The sequence below is a fragment of the Brevibacillus centrosporus genome, assembly GCF_003710815.1.
Taxonomy (GTDB): Bacteria; Bacillota; Bacilli; order Brevibacillales; family Brevibacillaceae; genus Brevibacillus; species Brevibacillus centrosporus.
In genome coordinates, this window is record NZ_RHHP01000050.1 from 1 (window position 1) to 16,639 (window position 16,639).

Consider the following 16,639-nt stretch of genomic DNA (forward strand, 5'->3'; position numbering starts at 1 on the left):
CCAGTCTTACGGGCAGGTTGCCTACGTGTTACTCACCCGTCCGCCGCTAGCCTCCGAAGAGACTCGCTCGACTTGCATGTATTAGGCACGCCGCCAGCGTTCGTCCTGAGCCAGGATCAAACTCTCCAATAAAGTTTGTATCTGGTTCAAAGCTGGCAAATCATTAATGATAGACTCATCAACGCTTTCGCTGTTCAGTTTTCAAAGAGCATTTTTTGTCGAACGCTTTACATCTTATCACGTTCGTTGTTTACGAGTCAAGAAGTTTTTTATCGAAACCTGTTAGCTTTTCTCGTATTTTGTCATCGCTCATTGGCGACAAGGAATAATCTATCACATCCCGAAATTGAAATCAAGGGTAAATTTAAAAGAATTTTTCTACCAATACTAAAATTCACTCTGCATTCGCTACTCTATTCATGCAAAAGCCACTCTCTATGCCAGAGAGTGGCACTTCCATGCAATTGTTAACGCCGGCGCTGAAGCTCGCTTAAGACTTGGTCCAACGGCAGCTTTTGCTCGCGCAGAAGTACAAGCAGGTGGAAGATCAAATCAGAAGCCTCGTAGCGCAATTCCTCATGGCTGCGATTTTTCGCAGCAATAATAACCTCCGCCGCTTCTTCCCCAACCTTTTTCAATATCTTGTCCACGCCTTTTTCAAATAAATAGGTGGTATAAGAGCCTTCCGGGCGCTCTGCTTCACGGGTGGCAATCAATGCTTCCAGCTCCGCAAGAATGGCAAAACGATCGTCAACACCCGCACTGGATGCCTCCTCGGCACCTTCTACCAGCTCACCAGCAAAGCAGCTGTACGCCCCTGTGTGGCAGGCCGGGCCATTTGGCACTACTCGTACGACCAGCGCATCCCCATCGCAATCATAGCGCATGGAAACAATTTGCTGCGTATTTCCAGAGGTCGCTCCTTTATGCCACAGCTCTGCACGCGAACGGCTCCAGAACCATGTCTCTTTCGTTTCCAACGATTTTTCCAGTGATTCCTTGTTCATATAAGCGAGCGTCAGGACTTCCTTGCTCACTGCATCCTGCACAATGGCGGGAATGAGGCCATTGTCATCGAATTTCAACTGTTCCCACGCAATCTCTGCTGTCATGGCCGCACCACAACTCCTTTGGTTTGAAGATACTCTTTCACTGTGTGGATCGAAGTCTCTTCGTAGTGAAAAATCGAAGCAGCCAACGCCGCATCTGCTTTTCCTTCTGTCAGGACATCGTAAAAATGCTCACGAGAACCGGCTCCGCCAGAAGCAATCACCGGGATACCGACCGCTTCCGAAACGCGACGCGTCAATTCAATACCAAAGCCCTTTTTCTCTCCATCGTCGTCCATGCTCGTAAGCAAAATTTCCCCCGCTCCCAGCGCTTCCGCTTCCTGCGCCCAAGCAACAACGTCTCTTCCGGTTGCGTTGCGTCCACCGTGCGTATACACTTCCCAGCGGTCGCCCCCCACGTTTCGGGCATCGATCGCCACGACGATGCATTGCGAACCGAATACAGTCGCCCCCTCGCCGATCAGCTCTGGACTCAGGACTGCCGCTGTATTGAGGGAAATCTTGTCCGCACCTGCCCGCAAAATGCGCTTCATGTCCTCGACGCTATTGATGCCTCCCCCGACTGTAAAAGGAATCGTGATGTTGGCAGCCGTACGCTCGATGACGTCAACCATCGTTTTACGTCCTTCGTGGGAAGCAGATATATCGAGAAAAACGAGCTCATCCGCCCGCTCCTCACTGTACTTTTTAGCAAGCTCTACCGGATCCCCAGCATCACGCAGACCGACAAACTGAACGCCTTTTACCACCCGGCCATCCTTCACATCCAGGCAGGGAATGATTCGTTTCGCCAACATGGTTACACACTCTCCCTCATGCGATTCAGCGCTTCATCCAAGGTGAATGCGTCTGTGTACAGCGCTTTTCCCACGATAGCGCCAGAAACGCCATCCTTCTCATGCGTCGAGAGCGTCAGCAGATCCTCGAGGTTACTTACCCCACCGGAAGCGATCACAGACTTGCCTGTCGCAACAGCTAGCCCCGCGATTTCCTCGACATTTGGACCTGTCAGTGTGCCATCACGTGCAATGTCTGTATAAATGAACGTCTCCGCTCCGTACGATACCAAACGTTTTGCCAAATCGATCGCAGATACATCCGTCGTATTCAGCCAGCCACGCGTGGCAACCATGCCATTGCGGCAATCCAGACCAATCGCGATCTTGTCCCCATAGGCTTGCAAAATGCGCTCGGTAAACGGCTCGTCTTCAATCGCAGCAGTCCCTACGATGACTCTGGCTACACCCGCTTCCAAATAATCAGCAATCTGCTGCTCCGTGCGAATCCCACCGCCTACCTGAACCGGAACCGAAATCGTACGCGCTATTTCCTTAATGATCTCTGCGTTTGCTGGCTTGCCCTCTTTTGCACCATCCAGATCGACCAGATGTACCCAGGAAGCCCCTTGCTCTACCCACCGTTTTGCCATTTCCAGCGGGGAATCCGCGTAGACCGTCTCCTGTGCGTAGTCACCCTGAAACAATCGGACGCATTTTCCTCCGCGAATATCAATCGCCGGATAAATGATGAAACTCACGCCAATACCCCCTCACACTGTACGGCAAAGTTGCGCAGCAGCTGCATTCCCGTCTCCCCGCTCTTCTCCGGATGGAACTGCATGCCGTACACGTTGCCTCTCCCTACAATCGCAGTGACATCCTGATAGTAGTCACTCGTCGCCAGCAGCTCTTCCGGATGCCCCACCCGCACGTGATAGGAGTGCACAAAATAGACGTATTCGCCCGTCTTTACACCTTCCAAAAGCCAGTGATCCTGTGTGAGCTGCAGCTGATTCCAGCCCATATGCGGGATCTTGTAGTCCCCGACAAAGCGGATCGCTTCCCCGCTAAGCAGCCCAAGGCCGATATGCTCGCCGTGCTCCGTGCTTTTCCCAAACAAGAGCTGCATCCCGAGGCAGATGCCCAGGATCGGACGCCCTGTTGCAGCGTAGTCGTGAATCGGCTGCTCCAGCCCCAGCTCGCGAATGTTCGCGATCGCATCGCCAAACGCCCCGACCCCCGGGATGATCAATCCGCTGTAATCGTTCAAACGCTCTCCTTGAGAGACGAAATCATACGAGTAACCAAGTCGTTCCAAAGCTTTGCTCAAGCTATACAGATTGCCCATGCCATAGTCGATGATGCCGATCATGTTTACAAAACCCCTTTGGTAGACGGAACCCCTTTTACGCGTGGGTCAATCGTCGTCGCTTCATCCAGCGCGCGGCCAAGTGCTTTGAAGATCGCTTCTATCATGTGGTGGGTATTGTGCCCGTAGTGCAGGATGACGTGAAGATTGATTCTGGCCTCCAAAGCAAATTTCCACAAAAACTCGTGTACCAGCTCCGTAGGGAATTGCCCGACTACGTTTGTCGGATAGGTCGCCCGATACTCCAGATGCGGTCGGTTGCTGATGTCGATGACGACCTGAGCCAGTGCATCATCCATTGGTACAAATGCGTTCCCGTAACGCTTGATGCCTTTTTTGTCACCCAACGCTTCCCGCAAGGAATGACCTAGACAAATACCGATGTCTTCTACCGTATGGTGATAGTCGATTTCAATGTCGCCTTTTGCTTTGACGGTCAGGTCGAAATGTCCGTGCTTGGTAAACAGATCCAGCATATGATCGAGGAAAGGCACGCCAGAATCCTGCTTGCTCTCTCCCGCACCGTCTACCCCGAAGGAAAGGGCGATTTGCGTCTCATTGGTGTTGCGTTCGATCTGTGCTGCTCGCTTCTGCATTTCACTCATTTGCTGTCACGCTCCTGCTCTTCACGATCAAAATCACGTAGCCGTTCGGTAATCGCTCTTCCGTGTGCCGCCAAACCTTCCTGCTCCGCCAGCGCCACAATTTTATGTCCATTCTCACGCAAGTCTTGCTTGCTGTAAGAAACCACACTCGATTTTTTAATGAAGTCATCCACCGATAATGGAGACGAGAAACGAGCAGTCCCATTAGTCGGAATGACGTGGTTCGTTCCTGCGAAGTAATCGCCCACCGGCTCCGAGCTGTAAGGCCCGAGGAAGATCGCCCCTGCGTTTTCCACTTTCCCCAGATGCTCAAATGGCTCTGCAATCATGATTTCCAAATGCTCAGGAGCAATGCGGTTGATTGCCGCAAAGCCTTCTTCCAGATCATTGACGACCAAAATCGCGCCGAAATCTCGATTCGCCGCTTCGGCAATCTCTTTGCGCGGCAGCTCTGCCAGCTGTCTTTCCACTTCCTGTGCCACGGACTCCGCTACTGCCTGGGAGGTGGTGACGAGAATCGCTGCGGACATCGGATCGTGCTCTGCCTGCGAAAGTAAGTCAGCCGCTATGTAACGCGGGTTGGCGGTCTCATCAGCCAGTACAGCGATCTCGCTCGGTCCCGCTACCATATCGATGCTCACCAGTCCGAACACTTCCCGCTTCGCCAATGCCACGAAAATGTTTCCTGGACCGACAATCTTATCCACTGCTTTGATTTGCTCGGTTCCGTAAGTAAGAGCCGCAATTGCTTGTGCGCCGCCCACTTTATAAATCTCTTTTACTCCGGCGATCTGTGCAGCTACGAGGATCGCTGGATTGATCTTGCCATCACGTCCAGGTGGTGTCGTAATCACGACTTCCGGTACTCCCGCAATTTTTGCCGGAATCGCATTCATCAGGACACTGGACGGGTAAGCAGCCGTTCCCCCTGGCACGTACAGACCTGCACGCTTCAAAGGACGGATAATCTGCCCGAGCAACGTCCCGCTTTCCTTGGTGGAGAACCACGATTGACGCACTTGTCTTTGATGAAAATCCCTGATGTTCTCCGCCGCTTCTTCCAGAGCAGCTCGTACCTCTGGGGAGACTTGCGAAGCTGCTTCGGCAAACTCCTCCTCGCTTACTCGAAATTGCTCCAAGCGCACACGATCAAAGCGCTCGGTATAATCACGCAGGGCCTCATCTCCACGCTGGCGCACATCCGAAAGAATGGCTTTGACTGCTTCCTGCTGCTCTTTGGTACCTGAATCTACGGAGCGTTTCCCATCAAATTGGCTTGCTGACAGAATGCGCATCGTTATTTCACCTCTCCCATTCTCTCTACGATCTTTTCGGAATGACTTCCAAGAACTTGCTCGCAATATCATCCACCGCTTCACTCTTCATCCGGTAGCTTGCCCGATTGGCAATCAACCTCGTCGTGATCTCGCAAATATGCTCAAGCTCCACGAGCCCGTTTTCTTTTAACGTACGTCCTGTCGAAACGATATCGACGATCCGGTCCGCCAGCCCAATCATCGGCGCTAGCTCCACGGAACCATTCAGCTTGATAACCTCCACCTGCTGACCCTGCTCGCGGAAATAACGAGAGGCGATCTTCGGATATTTCGTCGCTACACGTGGTGCGTCGGTCGGCTTCCAGTCTGGCATGCCCGCTACCATCATCCGACAGTAGCCGATCTGCAGGTCGAGCAGCTCGTACACATCCCGTTCTTCTTCCAACAGTACGTCCTTCCCTACCACACCAACATCAGCCACCCCGTATTCGACATAGGTAGGTACATCCGTAGGTTTTGCCAGGATGAATTCCAGCCGTGCATTTTCAACAGGTATCACCAGCTTGCGAGAATCTTGAAGCTCTGCCGTCACCTGCAAGCCAGCCTGCTGCAAAAAGTGGACAGCTTCCTCAAAGATTCGCCCCTTTGGCATGGCGATCGTCAATTTTTGTGAGATATCGGAAAAACTCATTTCCTATTCCTCCTGTTTCGTCAAGCAAATGACCTTGCTGTACGCTTCTCCCTGGAATGTCGCAGCCTCTGCCTGATTTTTCACGAGTCTTGTCACAACGACGAGTCCGTCTTCCCGAAGTAATTGCGCCTCAGCCAAAGCCTCTGTCCGCTGGTCCTCTGTATAGCACAAAAGAATGCGTGTAGCAGGCGGACCATCCATGACAGGTGTTACCAACAGCAGCCGGTCCATCTTAATCGCAAAGCCTGTTGCGTGCGCCGGGCGCCCAAACTGCGCCAGCAGATGATCGTACCGTCCTCCCCCCAAGAGCGGAGAGCCAAGGTCAGCTGCATACCCTTCGAAAACAACGCCCGTGTAATAATTCAAGTTGATGATCAGGTTGAAATCCAGCAGTAAGTCATCAGTTACCCCATAAGCCTCCAACGCTTCCCACAAAGATGCGATCGTCTCCACCGCACGTCTCGCTTTGCCGTTTTCCGTGAGCGAGCGTGCCTCGTCGATTTTCCCTTTGCCTCCGCGAAGTCTCAGCAGAGCTTCCAGCCGCTCCTTAGCTGCAGGATCAATATCGAGTGTAGAAAGCAGCTGACGAAATCCAACGAAGTCACGCTCCACCAGGTATTGACGGAACTGGTTGCGGATCGATTCATCCTCGAACCATTCCTCCAGCAGGCCATCGACGAAGTCCACATGTCCAATCGCAATACGGAAAGTCTCCACGCCAACAGCTCGCAAACAAAATACCGCAAGAGCAATCGCTTCGGCATCCGCATCCACAGAAGCATCCCCGATCAATTCGATCCCAGTCTGAAAAAATTCCGCATTCCGTCCCGCTTCCTTTTCCTGTGCGCGGAAGACATTTGCCTGATAAAACAGGCGGAGCGGCAACGGTACATCTTTATATAAGGAGGAAACCACGCGGGCGATCGGCGCCGTCATATCCGGCCGCAGCACCACGGTATGTCCCTGTTTATCCAAAAGGCGAAACATTCGGTCTGTCAACGTCGCACTGGCAGCTCCTACAGTGTCGTAATACTCCAGGGACGGCGTGGAGATTTCTTCATATCCCCAACGTTCAATGCATTGGCGCAACGACCGCTCCAAATGCCGTTGTTTTGCCAATGAATCAGGCAAAATGTCCCTCATCCCTAGCGGCTTTTCAAATCCCAACGGCTTTGCCATCGTACTTCCCTCCATTGATTACGCTTTACTCTGCTAATATGGTAGTAAGTTAAAGTGTTATGAAGAAGAGTACCACGTTCCGCCCACATGGTCAACATAGATAAGAATAGTTGGAAAATTATACACAAATGATAAATGACCAAATAAAGGGAGGCTCTGCCTACAACACAGTCACCTCCCTTTATCATTCTTATTTCGCTTTATTCCTACTCCTGTTCATCGCCATTCGCATTTCCATTCCGGATCACCTGCATGGGATTTCCTCCGACAAAAGCTCCCGGCGGCACATCCTTATGTACAACGGTCCCAGCTGCTACAATCGCTCCTTTGCCGATCGTCACCCCTGGCAGGATCGTCGAATTGGCTCCAACCAAAACGCCGTCCTCAATGCGAACCTCACCCAGTCGGTACTCTTCCACCAAATATTCATGGGCGAGAATCGTCGTATTGTACCCGATCACGCAGTTACGGCCGATTTTGATCAGCTCGGGGAACATGATGTCCATCATGACCATCAAGGCCACAGCACTTTGCGGGCCGACCTCCATCCGCAGAAAGGTGCGGTACAGCCAATTCTTCCATGATAAAAAAGGGATATACCTCGCCAACTGGATCACGATAAAGTTTTTCATGACTTTCCAAAAGCTCACCGTCCGATACAGCTGCCACAACGGATTGGCGCCATGAACGGGATAACGTGTCGTCTTTCTCATGAGCTGCTCTCCTTCATCCCTCTACAAATCGGAATCTTCCAGGATGGCATCCGACTGTTTACGCGAGAAGTGAACCGCCGCATTATACCCCATCCGTTTCAAACGGAAATTCATCGCCGCCACCTCGATGATGACCGCCAAATTTCGGCCAGGACGAACAGGTACCGTAATAATCGGAATATCCGTATCCATGATCTTCAGTGTTTCCTCATCTAATCCCAGTCGCTCATACATTTTTTGAGGCTCCCAAAGCTCGAGCTGTACGACCATCTCGATGTTCTTCACATTGCGCACCGCACCTGCCCCGAACATGGTCATGACGTTAATAATGCCTACTCCACGGATTTCGAGCAGATGCTGGATCAGTTCAGGCGCGCTCCCGCTTAATTGACCTGCCTGTGTCTGTCTGATCTCTACCGCGTCATCAGCGACCAAGCGATGTCCACGCTTGACCAGCTCCAAAGCCGCTTCACTTTTCCCGATACCACTGGATCCCATAATCAGCACTCCGACACCGTAAATGTCTGTCAGAACGCCGTGGATCGTCGTAGTCGGAGCCAGACGGTTCTCCAGGAAGTTCGTCATTTTCCCCACGAGTGTAGTGGTAGCTAGCGGAGACTGGAGGACGGGTACACCATATGTATTTGAAACCTCTATCATTTCCTCCGGTACCGGTTGATTGCGCGTCACGCAAAAGCATGGCGTCTTTCCTTGCATGAGAAAGGTCATTCTCTCTAATCGTTTCTCGCGATTTAACGTTTGAAAGAAGTTGATCTCTGTCAAACCAAAGAGTTGAATTCGCTCATCTGCGTAGTAAGAATAGTAGCCTGCGAGCTGCAAGCCGGGTCTGCTCAGGTCGGTTACGGTAATTTCTCTTCCCAAGCCTTCCTCGCCGCTTAATACAGCCATATTGAAATGTTCAGCGAGATGGCTAACATTTGTCTTTCTCATGAGATTCCCCCTAGCTTGGGATTTTCCGTCCCGTTTGTTTGCTTCTATTGTAACGAAAGCTCCCTAGCCGCGACAACCTTTGACCCCCGCCCTCTTATCGGCATAAATTGTCGTATCATTTACATTTTTCTCGTTATTTTTTAAGATAGAAAATGTATTGGTAGCAGGCACTACATAGGTTACAGTTAATTTGACATCATTCGCGCTCCGAATTTCGGACTGAGGGGAGGCAAAACTTTGGATTTCATACTTCGATTTATACTTGTAGACATACCAGAAGCCTTCTTGCTGCTCACGATCGCTTTGGCATTATTCAATCACTCGGTCTTTGAAAAATGGAAAGCAGCTTTGTCGTTTGCCATCATCGTTTCGATTCCAGGGGAACTTCTCTCTTATCTAGAGGTTTCTTATCAACCAAAGGTATTGCTCATGTATTTGGTTTACGTTCTTTTTTTCTTGTTTCTTTATCGTTACAACATATTGAAATCAGTGTTTATGGGTATGGCTGCTATTTGCGCTATGATCCTGTCAGAATCGTTGGTCATTATGATTTACAACAGTCAGCAAATCTATTTTGAACAAATGCTCTCGACAACGATACAAACGATCACAATCCGATCGTTCTATCTAGGAAATTTCGCTCTGCTAGCCCTTTGTTTGCGGATCTCCAAATTCGACATTACACGTTTATTGCCGCAAAATCGATACAATCGTTATCTCTTTTTGCTAGTCCTAGTCGGCAGTATTGAATTTCTTTTGATTCTGTTTTTGAACACGTCCTTTATTTTGCGTGATAACAATACTAGCTCTATGATCATGTATTCGCTCAAGTCCCAAATGATCATCCAAATCTTGATTTTGGCCCTTTTTATTATCATCGTAATCTTGTTCCGCATTTATCTGAACCTAACGATCAATCGTGTAGAAGAAGAAACGGGCACCCCCTATTTAAGCAGTATCCATGATTTGATGACAGCCATTCGGTCCATCAAGCATGATTGTTTAAACCATTACACGGCTATTAATGGCTTTCTTAAGAAGGGATACGTGGATTTGGCGAAAGAGTATGTAGAACAGCTGCTACAAGAAACTGTGTCTGGCGAAAAGAAAATGGATACAAGCTCGCAAGCATTGGAGAACATCAAGAATCCGGCGGTCTCTTCCCTATTGCAGTCTAATCACCCATGATCTGATCGATCACAACCATTGATTAAAATGAATTCAGGCAGCCGTAAACTAAGGATACGTAGGTCTTAGGTCGAAAGTTTTTTGGTGGTTTTTCAACCCCGAAGTCTAATCTGAACCTATTGCACTTCGAGCACCGCCGAATGTTGCCATTGAGCACGTGTATAAAACTACACCGCTTAAAGTGCATGACTTACGTATACTTTAGTAAAGAAGGGACTTACCATGGATGCCATTTTGGAACGTTGTGCCGGATTGGACGTACATCAGGAAACCATTGTAGCTTGTATGATGTATGGACCGTTGGATAAAAGGGCCAAAAAGGAAATTCGGACATTCGGTACAACAACAAAGGAACTTCTTCAACTGCAAGACTGGCTGACAGAATACAACTGCTCGGATGTCGCTATGGAAAGTACAGGAGTCTACTGGAAGCCGATATGGAATATCCTCGAGGGTTCTTTTCATCTTTGGCTTGCCAATCCTCAGCGCATCAAAAACGTTCCCGGTCGTAAGACAGACATGAAGGATGCCGTTTGGATTGCCCAGTTACTTCGTTGTGGATTAATAGAAGCTAGCTTCGTTCCACCAGAAGACATTCGGGATCTACGAGATCTTACTCGGTATCGACGTAAATTGTTGGGCGACGCCACCGCAGAGAAAAATCGGGTTCATCGCATCCTTCAGGATGCGAATATTAAGCTAACTACGTACGTTTCCGATGTTTTTGGTATATCTGGACGAGCCCTGCTCGACTCCCTCGTCAACGGAGAAGTACTTGATCCTCAGCAAGTTGAACAAATGGTAAAGACTAGTTTAAAAAAGAAAGTCCCCCAATTGATCGAAGCACTGAATGGTCGTATACGACTCCATCATCGCAAGATGATACAAAAACATCTCAATCACCTCGCATACTTGGAGAAAGAAATCGAAGTATTAGAGTCAGATATCGCACAACTTCTTTCTCCCTACCAAGAGGCTGTCGATCTATTAGTAACCATTCCCGGCATTCAAAAAGATGCAGCGGCGGGCATCCTTGCTGAAATCGGTTGCGATATGTCAATGTTTCCTTCGGAAGGGCATTTAGCTTCATGGGCAGGAGTGAGTCCTGGAAATAACGAAAGTGCGGGCAAAAAGAAAAGTACCCGCACACGAAGTGGGAACAAGGGACTGAAGTCCATTCTTTGCCAAGCAGCGTGGGCCGCAGCAAAAGCAAAAGGCTCGCGACTCTCTTCCTTTTACCATCGCTTAGTCAAACGACGAGGCCCTAAGAAAGCCAACATGGCTGTATCCCATTTACTTTTAAGGATCATTTATCAAATGCTACTCCGTAACGAACCTTACAGTGAGTTGGGTTGGGATTACCTTCCGCAGAAAGAAAAGAGTGTGGACTACTGGGTTCAACGCATCAAAAATTTAGGTTATAGCGTGAGTCTTCAAATCGAAACTGCTTAAAAAATGCCTAGCGATTCGATTTTTCTCTCGAAATAGGAGAGCTTTTTTGCTGTGCCAATTTCCGGATATTCATTTTCGTATAAAAATGGAGGTATGTTACGCCGAACGCATCTCTCTTTCGATGAACATCACAACAGTGAATCAATTCTCGCAAATCAAGACGTACGACCTCATCAAGGTATTGGGAAATCTCTTTGATAACGCCATTCGAGCAACCTCTTACGAATTGGAGGAGAATCGTTTTATCCGTGTAGAATGGGGCCACTCAGAAAATGAGCAATACCTGATGATTGAAAATAGCGGGCCTACCATTCCCAAGGACAAGCTTTCTGCTATCTTCCAATCAGGCTATTCCACCAAAAAAGACGGGGATGGCGGACTCGGCCTCGTTATCGTCAAAACTGTTACCGATCGTTACGGCGGCAAAATCCATGTGCGCTCAGAGGATGGCGTCACCCGTTTTCGAATTTCCTTTCTAGCTCGATAGTTGATGAGATATATAGGGAGGCCAAAGCATGACAGGGATGGAAAAAGTATCGATGCGTCTCGCACAGCGTTTAAAAACAGAGGAAATGCCCTATTCCGTTGGCACGCTTGCTCATGGTATTGAAATTTTCCTTTTCAATCTCGTCGGTCTAGTTGCCATATGCTTGGGCTCCTTTTTTCTCAATCTATTCAAAGAGGTTATTTTTTTCTTTGCTTTCTTTTACTTTTTCCGAACGATCACAGGCGGTGTGCATTTGCGCAGCCCATGGACCTGCCTTCTTGCCACGCTGGTGCTCATGCTGGCAGGAGGCTTCCTTATTAAGCATTTCCCCCTCTTGTCAGCACCGTACGCCCAGTTGTTTATTCTTGCCGTCTCGGGGCTTTCGTTCGGGGTCAACTATCGACACGCACCTGCTGCCCATACCTATGCACCAGATAAACCTGCCATCCAGCGAAGAAATAGACTTATGATCCTAATAATGATTCTAATAGGTTGCACAATTTCGATCATTTTGGTAGGATATACCTATCAGCTCTCCATGACCTACACATTTGCGATTCTCTTGCAATCTGTTCTTCTCATGCCGAGTTCATTCCGACTACTTGCACGTTTGGAAAAAACAATTTGAGAGGGTGATTGTCAGTGAAAAAATTTCAGGTGATTCTTGGTAGTTTTTTTGCTCTATTATCATCATTAAACTTGATTGGTGTGCTAAAGGTTGGGGTTCTCTACGAGCCTATTCCGCCTCATCTACGAGAAGAGAACACCCAAGCTAACGACAAATAGTTACGGCAGCTGGTTACATAAGATAACCCGTGTCCACTCTACGCGAGAGACACGGGTTTTTTGTTTGTTTCCGCCAGCTACTTCTTCGTTTTGCTGACTACCCAATCAATCAGCCACCCAAACACACTCATGAGTGCAGCCGCAATGATGACAATACCGATATTGTCAGGCCATGGCCCTACTTCGAAACCATTGATGAAGTAAGCCGTCAACGAAAACGTCAACGCATTGATCACAAACCAGAAAAGACCCAGTGTCAAGATCGTGAGTGGCATGGTGAAAAAAGTCAGGATCGGGCGAATAATCGAGTTGACGATACCCAAAATCAATGCAGCCAAGACTGCAACCCCGTAGCTGTTAATTTGGATGGATTGAAACCAGTTGCCAATCAAAAGCAGGGCGCCTCCGTTCAAAAGCAGCTTGATAACCCAACGAAACATGCTCAGCTCCCCTTCCCCGTCAAATTTTGTTCTGTTTGTATTATCGGTTGCCTTGCACTTCTTCTTTCCACTGTTCAAAAAACATCGTCATAAATCGGTGCCTCTCCAAGGCGATATCCCGTGCCGTTTGCGTAAACAGCCTGTCTTTGATGCGCTGAAGCTTCCACTCATACTCTTTTAAAGGGGTATGCTGTTCCTCTTGGTCCGATTGAATCACTTGACCCAATACGCCTGAGTAGGCAAAAGCACGCGCTACTCCAATGGCCCCGATGGAATCGAGCTTGTCTGCGTCAAACAAGACCTTCTCTTCAATCGTAACAGGTGGACGGTCCTTGCGAAAGCGATGCGCGAGAATGACAGCCTGCACACGCGTGATAATGCTGTCAGAGAGCCCTTCTTCACGCAAAAGGACTTCTGCTGACCGGGCACTGATTTGCGCATGACACTCCCCTGTCCGTCGCTCCTCCGCCCGTCCGACGTCGTGCAGGAGCGCCCCCAAGCCGAGAATCATCAGATCCGCGCCTTCTTCTCTTCCGATGCGCTCACACATCGCCATTACCCGAAGATTGTGCTGCCAGTCGTGAGCAGGGTCCTGTCCGTCAAAGTGACTTCGTGCTGCTTCGACTAATCCTTGTGGCAAACGATCCAAACAAGCCTTGCGATAATCCATTTGCTGCTCCCTTCCGCGAAGCCCAGAGAAGCTCATCATTCCCTGACAGAAAAAGGGGCGGTCCCAGTCACTCGAGTTCGCCCCTCTTTCTCTTCTTATTATTTTATTTGGAGACCAATTGTTCCATTCTTGCCGCTGTTCGGGAACGGTCTCTCTCGAGGATCGGTCGCAGATACTTTCCGGTGTACGAGCCTGCAAGCTCGGATACCTCTTCAGGTGTACCCGTACCGACGATTTCTCCACCACGGGTACCGCCCTCTGGTCCCAGGTCAATGATATAATCGACCGTTTTGATGACATCGAGATTGTGTTCAATCACGAGCACCGTATCCCCGTTCTCCACGAGTCGCTGCAGGACCTTCAACAGCCGGTCAATATCATCCGTATGCAAACCTGTCGTCGGCTCATCGAGAATGTACATCGTGCGTCCTGTGCTGCGGCGATAGAGCTCAGAAGCCAGCTTGACGCGCTGTGCCTCCCCACCGGATAGGGTAGTCGCCGGCTGCCCCAGCTTCATGTACCCCAAGCCTACATCCACGATGGTTTGCAGCTTGCGCTCGATTTTCGGCAGATTGCGGAAAAACTCCACAGCATCCTCAATCGTCATTTCCAGCACGTCAGCGATGCTCTTGCCTTTGTATTTCACATCGAGTGTTTCCCGGTTATACCGCTTACCGTGACATACCTCGCATGGTACGTACACATCAGGCAAAAAGTGCATCTCGATCTTGATGATCCCGTCCCCGCTGCACGCTTCGCAGCGCCCGCCTTTGACGTTGAAGCTGAAGCGGCCCTTTTTGTAGCCGCGCACCTTCGCCTCATTGGTAGAAGCAAACAGATCGCGTATATCGTCGAATACACCTGTGTACGTAGCCGGGTTGGAACGAGGGGTACGGCCGATCGGCGACTGATCGATATCGACTACTTTGTCCAGATGCTCCAGTCCGGCGATGCGCCGATGCTCCCCTGGCTTGACCTTGGCCCCGTTCAGATCACGTGCCAGTGTCTTTTGCAAAATCTCGTTGATCAGCGTACTTTTTCCAGATCCAGAGACTCCTGTTACGGCTACGAACATCCCCAGCGGAATCTTCGCATTGACACCCTTGAGGTTGTTTTCTTTGGCTCCCTCGATCTTGATCCATTTGTCAGAAGGCTTGCGGCGCTCCATCGGCACCGGGATAAACTTGCGTCCGCTCAAATAAGCGCCCGTAAGTGAATCGGGATTCTTCATCACTTCATCGGGAGTGCCTGCCGCGATCACCTGACCGCCGTGAATTCCCGCTCCTGGACCGATATCGATGATGTAGTCACAAGCCATCATTGTATCTTCGTCATGCTCCACAACGATCAGCGTATTGCCCAGCTTGGTCATATGCTCCAGCGTTTTGATCAGTCGCGCATTATCCCGCTGGTGCAAGCCAATACTCGGTTCGTCCAAAATATAGAGAACTCCCATTAAACTGGAGCCAATCTGCGTCGCCAAACGAATCCGCTGCGCTTCCCCACCTGAAAGGGTTCCGGCTGCCCGACTTAAGGTCAAATAATCCAGACCGACATCGATCAGGAAGTTGAGACGCGCCTTGATCTCTTTCACGATCAGGTTGGCAATCTTCGTTTCTCTTTCGCTCAACTCCAGGCCATCCACAAATTGATGGGCATCCATGATCGACAGAGTCGTCAGCTCCGAAATGCTCCGTTCCCCGACTTTTACCGCGAGGCTTTCCTGGCGCAAACGCTGTCCTTTGCAGACTGGACATGGCTTTTGGCTCATAAAGCCTTCAATTTGCTCGCGGATGTAATCCGAGCTGGTTTCCAGATGGCGGCGCTGCAGATTGGGGATGACCCCTTCATAAGGTACGACTGCTTCACGCACTTGACCAAATTCGTTTTCATAGCGGAATTCAATCTTTTCTCCCATACTGCCGTACATCAAAATCTGTCTCTGCTCAGCTGGCAGCTCTTCATAGGGCAGGTCCATGCGAATGCCGAAGTGACGGCAAGCCGACTCCAGCAATTGCTGATAGTACGTGGAGGACTTCGGCTCCCACGCCCCGATCGCGCCGTCATGCAGGGTCTTGGTCGCATCTGGAACGACCATGTCCGGGTCCACCTCCAGCTTCACACCCAAACCGTCACACTCCGAGCATGCGCCGAACGGACTGTTAAACGAGAAGATGCGCGGCTCGAGATCCCCGATGGAAAAACCGCAGACCGGGCAAGCGTGCTTTTCACTGAAAAGCAGTTCCTCCTGCTCCATTACGTCGACGATGACTTTGCCATCCGCCAGGCGCAATGCCGTTTCCAGCGAGTCCGCCAGCCGGGACTGCACATCAGGTTTGACGACGATCCTATCCACTACTACTTCGATGTTGTGTTTTTTATTTTTTTCCAGCTTAATATCTTCCGAAAGATCGCGAATCTCTCCATTTACGCGCACGCGAACAAAACCTTGCTTGCGGATGTCTTCCAGAAGCTTTACGTGCTCGCCTTTTCTCCCTTGCACCATAGGGGCCAGGATTTGCATGCGCGTACGCTCCGGATATTCCATCACGCGATCCACCATCTGCTCGACGGTTTGGGACTGAATCTCGATACCGTGATCCGGACAGACAGCTCTCCCCACACGGGCATACAGAAGACGCAGGTAGTCGTAAATCTCCGTAACCGTTCCTACTGTGGAACGCGGGTTGCGGCTGGTCGTTTTCTGGTCGATGGAAATCGCTGGCGAGAGACCCTCGATCGAGTCGACATCCGGCTTGTCCATCTGCCCGAGAAATTGACGGGCATAGGCAGAGAGGGACTCCACGTAGCGGCGTTGACCCTCCGCATAAATCGTATCAAAGGCAAGAGAAGACTTCCCCGAGCCGGACAAACCCGTCAATACAACGAATTTATCCCTCGGGATCACCACATCAATATTTTTCAGGTTATGGGCACGTGCACCCTTTACCACAATATGTTCCAATGGCATGAAAAAAATCT

At 50.0% G+C, this 16,639-nt stretch carries 17 protein-coding genes and 1 rRNA gene; 4 read left to right on the top strand and 14 right to left on the bottom strand.

Annotated elements, in window-relative coordinates; all coding sequences use genetic code 11:
* From EDM55_RS28390 to hprK, 11 genes are all read right to left on the bottom strand, one after another.
* A 16S ribosomal RNA gene (locus EDM55_RS28390) occupies positions 1 to 132 on the bottom strand; the annotation flags it as partial.
* A 335-nt stretch (positions 133 to 467) separates the two neighbouring features.
* Positions 468 to 1,112 (bottom strand): bifunctional phosphoribosyl-AMP cyclohydrolase/phosphoribosyl-ATP diphosphatase HisIE, encoded by a 645-nt coding sequence (gene hisIE, locus EDM55_RS28395; RefSeq protein WP_122961979.1) that lies wholly within the window; start codon positions 1,110 to 1,112, stop codon positions 468 to 470.
* Positions 1,109 to 1,867 carry an imidazole glycerol phosphate synthase subunit HisF gene (gene hisF / locus EDM55_RS28400; protein ID WP_092275651.1) on the bottom strand — a complete coding sequence of 253 codons (759 nt, stop codon included), beginning with the start codon at positions 1,865 to 1,867 and terminating at the stop codon, positions 1,109 to 1,111. Before hisF ends, hisIE begins: the two co-directional genes overlap by 4 nt.
* Before the next feature lie 2 nt (positions 1,868 to 1,869).
* A complete protein-coding gene (gene hisA / locus EDM55_RS28405; RefSeq protein ID WP_092275648.1) occupies positions 1,870 to 2,607 on the bottom strand; it encodes a 1-(5-phosphoribosyl)-5-[(5-phosphoribosylamino)methylideneamino]imidazole-4-carboxamide isomerase in 738 nt (245 codons plus the stop codon).
* Positions 2,604 to 3,221: an imidazole glycerol phosphate synthase subunit HisH gene (hisH, locus tag EDM55_RS28410; protein WP_092275645.1), complete on the bottom strand. Its 618-nt coding sequence runs from the start codon at positions 3,219 to 3,221 to the stop codon at positions 2,604 to 2,606. The genes hisA and hisH overlap by 4 nt, the downstream gene beginning before the upstream one ends.
* Positions 3,222 to 3,223: 2 nt before the next feature.
* Complete coding sequence (gene hisB, locus EDM55_RS28415; RefSeq protein ID WP_122921927.1) at positions 3,224 to 3,823, bottom strand: imidazoleglycerol-phosphate dehydratase HisB; 600 nt, start codon at positions 3,821 to 3,823, stop codon at positions 3,224 to 3,226.
* Entirely contained in the window at positions 3,820 to 5,118 is a 1,299-nt protein-coding gene (hisD, locus tag EDM55_RS28420) for a histidinol dehydrogenase (RefSeq protein WP_122961980.1), read from the bottom strand. The genes hisB and hisD overlap by 4 nt, the downstream gene beginning before the upstream one ends.
* A 25-nt stretch (positions 5,119 to 5,143) precedes the next feature.
* A complete protein-coding gene (hisG, locus tag EDM55_RS28425) occupies positions 5,144 to 5,791 on the bottom strand; it encodes an ATP phosphoribosyltransferase (RefSeq protein ID WP_122961981.1) in 648 nt (215 codons plus the stop codon).
* A gap of 3 nt (positions 5,792 to 5,794) precedes the next feature.
* The gene (locus tag EDM55_RS28430) at positions 5,795 to 6,970 is read right to left on the bottom strand and encodes an ATP phosphoribosyltransferase regulatory subunit (protein ID WP_122961982.1); all 1,176 of its coding nucleotides are present in this window, start codon (positions 6,968 to 6,970) and stop codon (positions 5,795 to 5,797) included.
* A 206-nt stretch (positions 6,971 to 7,176) separates the two neighbouring features.
* Positions 7,177 to 7,683 (bottom strand): acyltransferase, encoded by a 507-nt coding sequence (locus EDM55_RS28435; RefSeq protein WP_122961983.1) that lies wholly within the window; start codon positions 7,681 to 7,683, stop codon positions 7,177 to 7,179.
* A 21-nt stretch (positions 7,684 to 7,704) separates the two neighbouring features.
* Positions 7,705 to 8,634: an HPr(Ser) kinase/phosphatase gene (hprK, locus tag EDM55_RS28440; RefSeq protein WP_092275627.1), complete on the bottom strand. Its 930-nt coding sequence runs from the start codon at positions 8,632 to 8,634 to the stop codon at positions 7,705 to 7,707.
* Between the two features lie 237 nt (positions 8,635 to 8,871).
* Between hprK and EDM55_RS28445 the strand changes: the two genes are divergently transcribed.
* The 4 genes from EDM55_RS28445 to EDM55_RS28460 all read left to right on the top strand — a co-directional run bounded on the left by EDM55_RS28445 (position 8,872) and on the right by EDM55_RS28460 (position 12,389).
* Positions 8,872 to 9,822 (top strand): Spo0B domain-containing protein, encoded by a 951-nt coding sequence (locus EDM55_RS28445; RefSeq protein ID WP_122961984.1) that lies wholly within the window; start codon positions 8,872 to 8,874, stop codon positions 9,820 to 9,822.
* Positions 9,823 to 10,044: 222 nt separating this feature from the next.
* Positions 10,045 to 11,274 carry an IS110 family RNA-guided transposase gene (locus EDM55_RS28450; RefSeq protein WP_122961985.1) on the top strand — a complete coding sequence of 410 codons (1,230 nt, stop codon included), beginning with the start codon at positions 10,045 to 10,047 and terminating at the stop codon, positions 11,272 to 11,274.
* A gap of 46 nt (positions 11,275 to 11,320) precedes the next feature.
* Positions 11,321 to 11,761 (top strand): sensor histidine kinase, encoded by a 441-nt coding sequence (locus tag EDM55_RS28455; RefSeq protein ID WP_259676113.1) that lies wholly within the window; start codon positions 11,321 to 11,323, stop codon positions 11,759 to 11,761.
* Positions 11,762 to 11,798: 37 nt separating this feature from the next.
* A complete protein-coding gene (locus EDM55_RS28460) occupies positions 11,799 to 12,389 on the top strand; it encodes an accessory gene regulator ArgB-like protein (RefSeq protein WP_259676114.1) in 591 nt (196 codons plus the stop codon).
* A 235-nt stretch (positions 12,390 to 12,624) separates the two neighbouring features.
* Here EDM55_RS28460 and EDM55_RS28465 read toward each other — a convergent pair whose 3' ends face one another.
* The 3 genes from EDM55_RS28465 to uvrA all read right to left on the bottom strand — a co-directional run bounded on the left by EDM55_RS28465 (position 12,625) and on the right by uvrA (position 16,628).
* On the bottom strand, positions 12,625 to 12,987 hold the full coding sequence (locus EDM55_RS28465; RefSeq protein ID WP_092275618.1) for a phage holin family protein: 363 nt from the start codon (positions 12,985 to 12,987) through the stop codon (positions 12,625 to 12,627).
* A gap of 40 nt (positions 12,988 to 13,027) precedes the next feature.
* Entirely contained in the window at positions 13,028 to 13,657 is a 630-nt protein-coding gene (locus EDM55_RS28470) for an HD domain-containing protein (protein ID WP_092275614.1), read from the bottom strand.
* Positions 13,658 to 13,760: 103 nt separating this feature from the next.
* Positions 13,761 to 16,628, bottom strand: coding sequence for an excinuclease ABC subunit UvrA (gene uvrA, locus EDM55_RS28475; RefSeq protein WP_122961987.1), 2,868 nt, complete (start codon positions 16,626 to 16,628; stop codon positions 13,761 to 13,763).
* Positions 16,629 to 16,639: the final 11 nt, after the last annotated feature.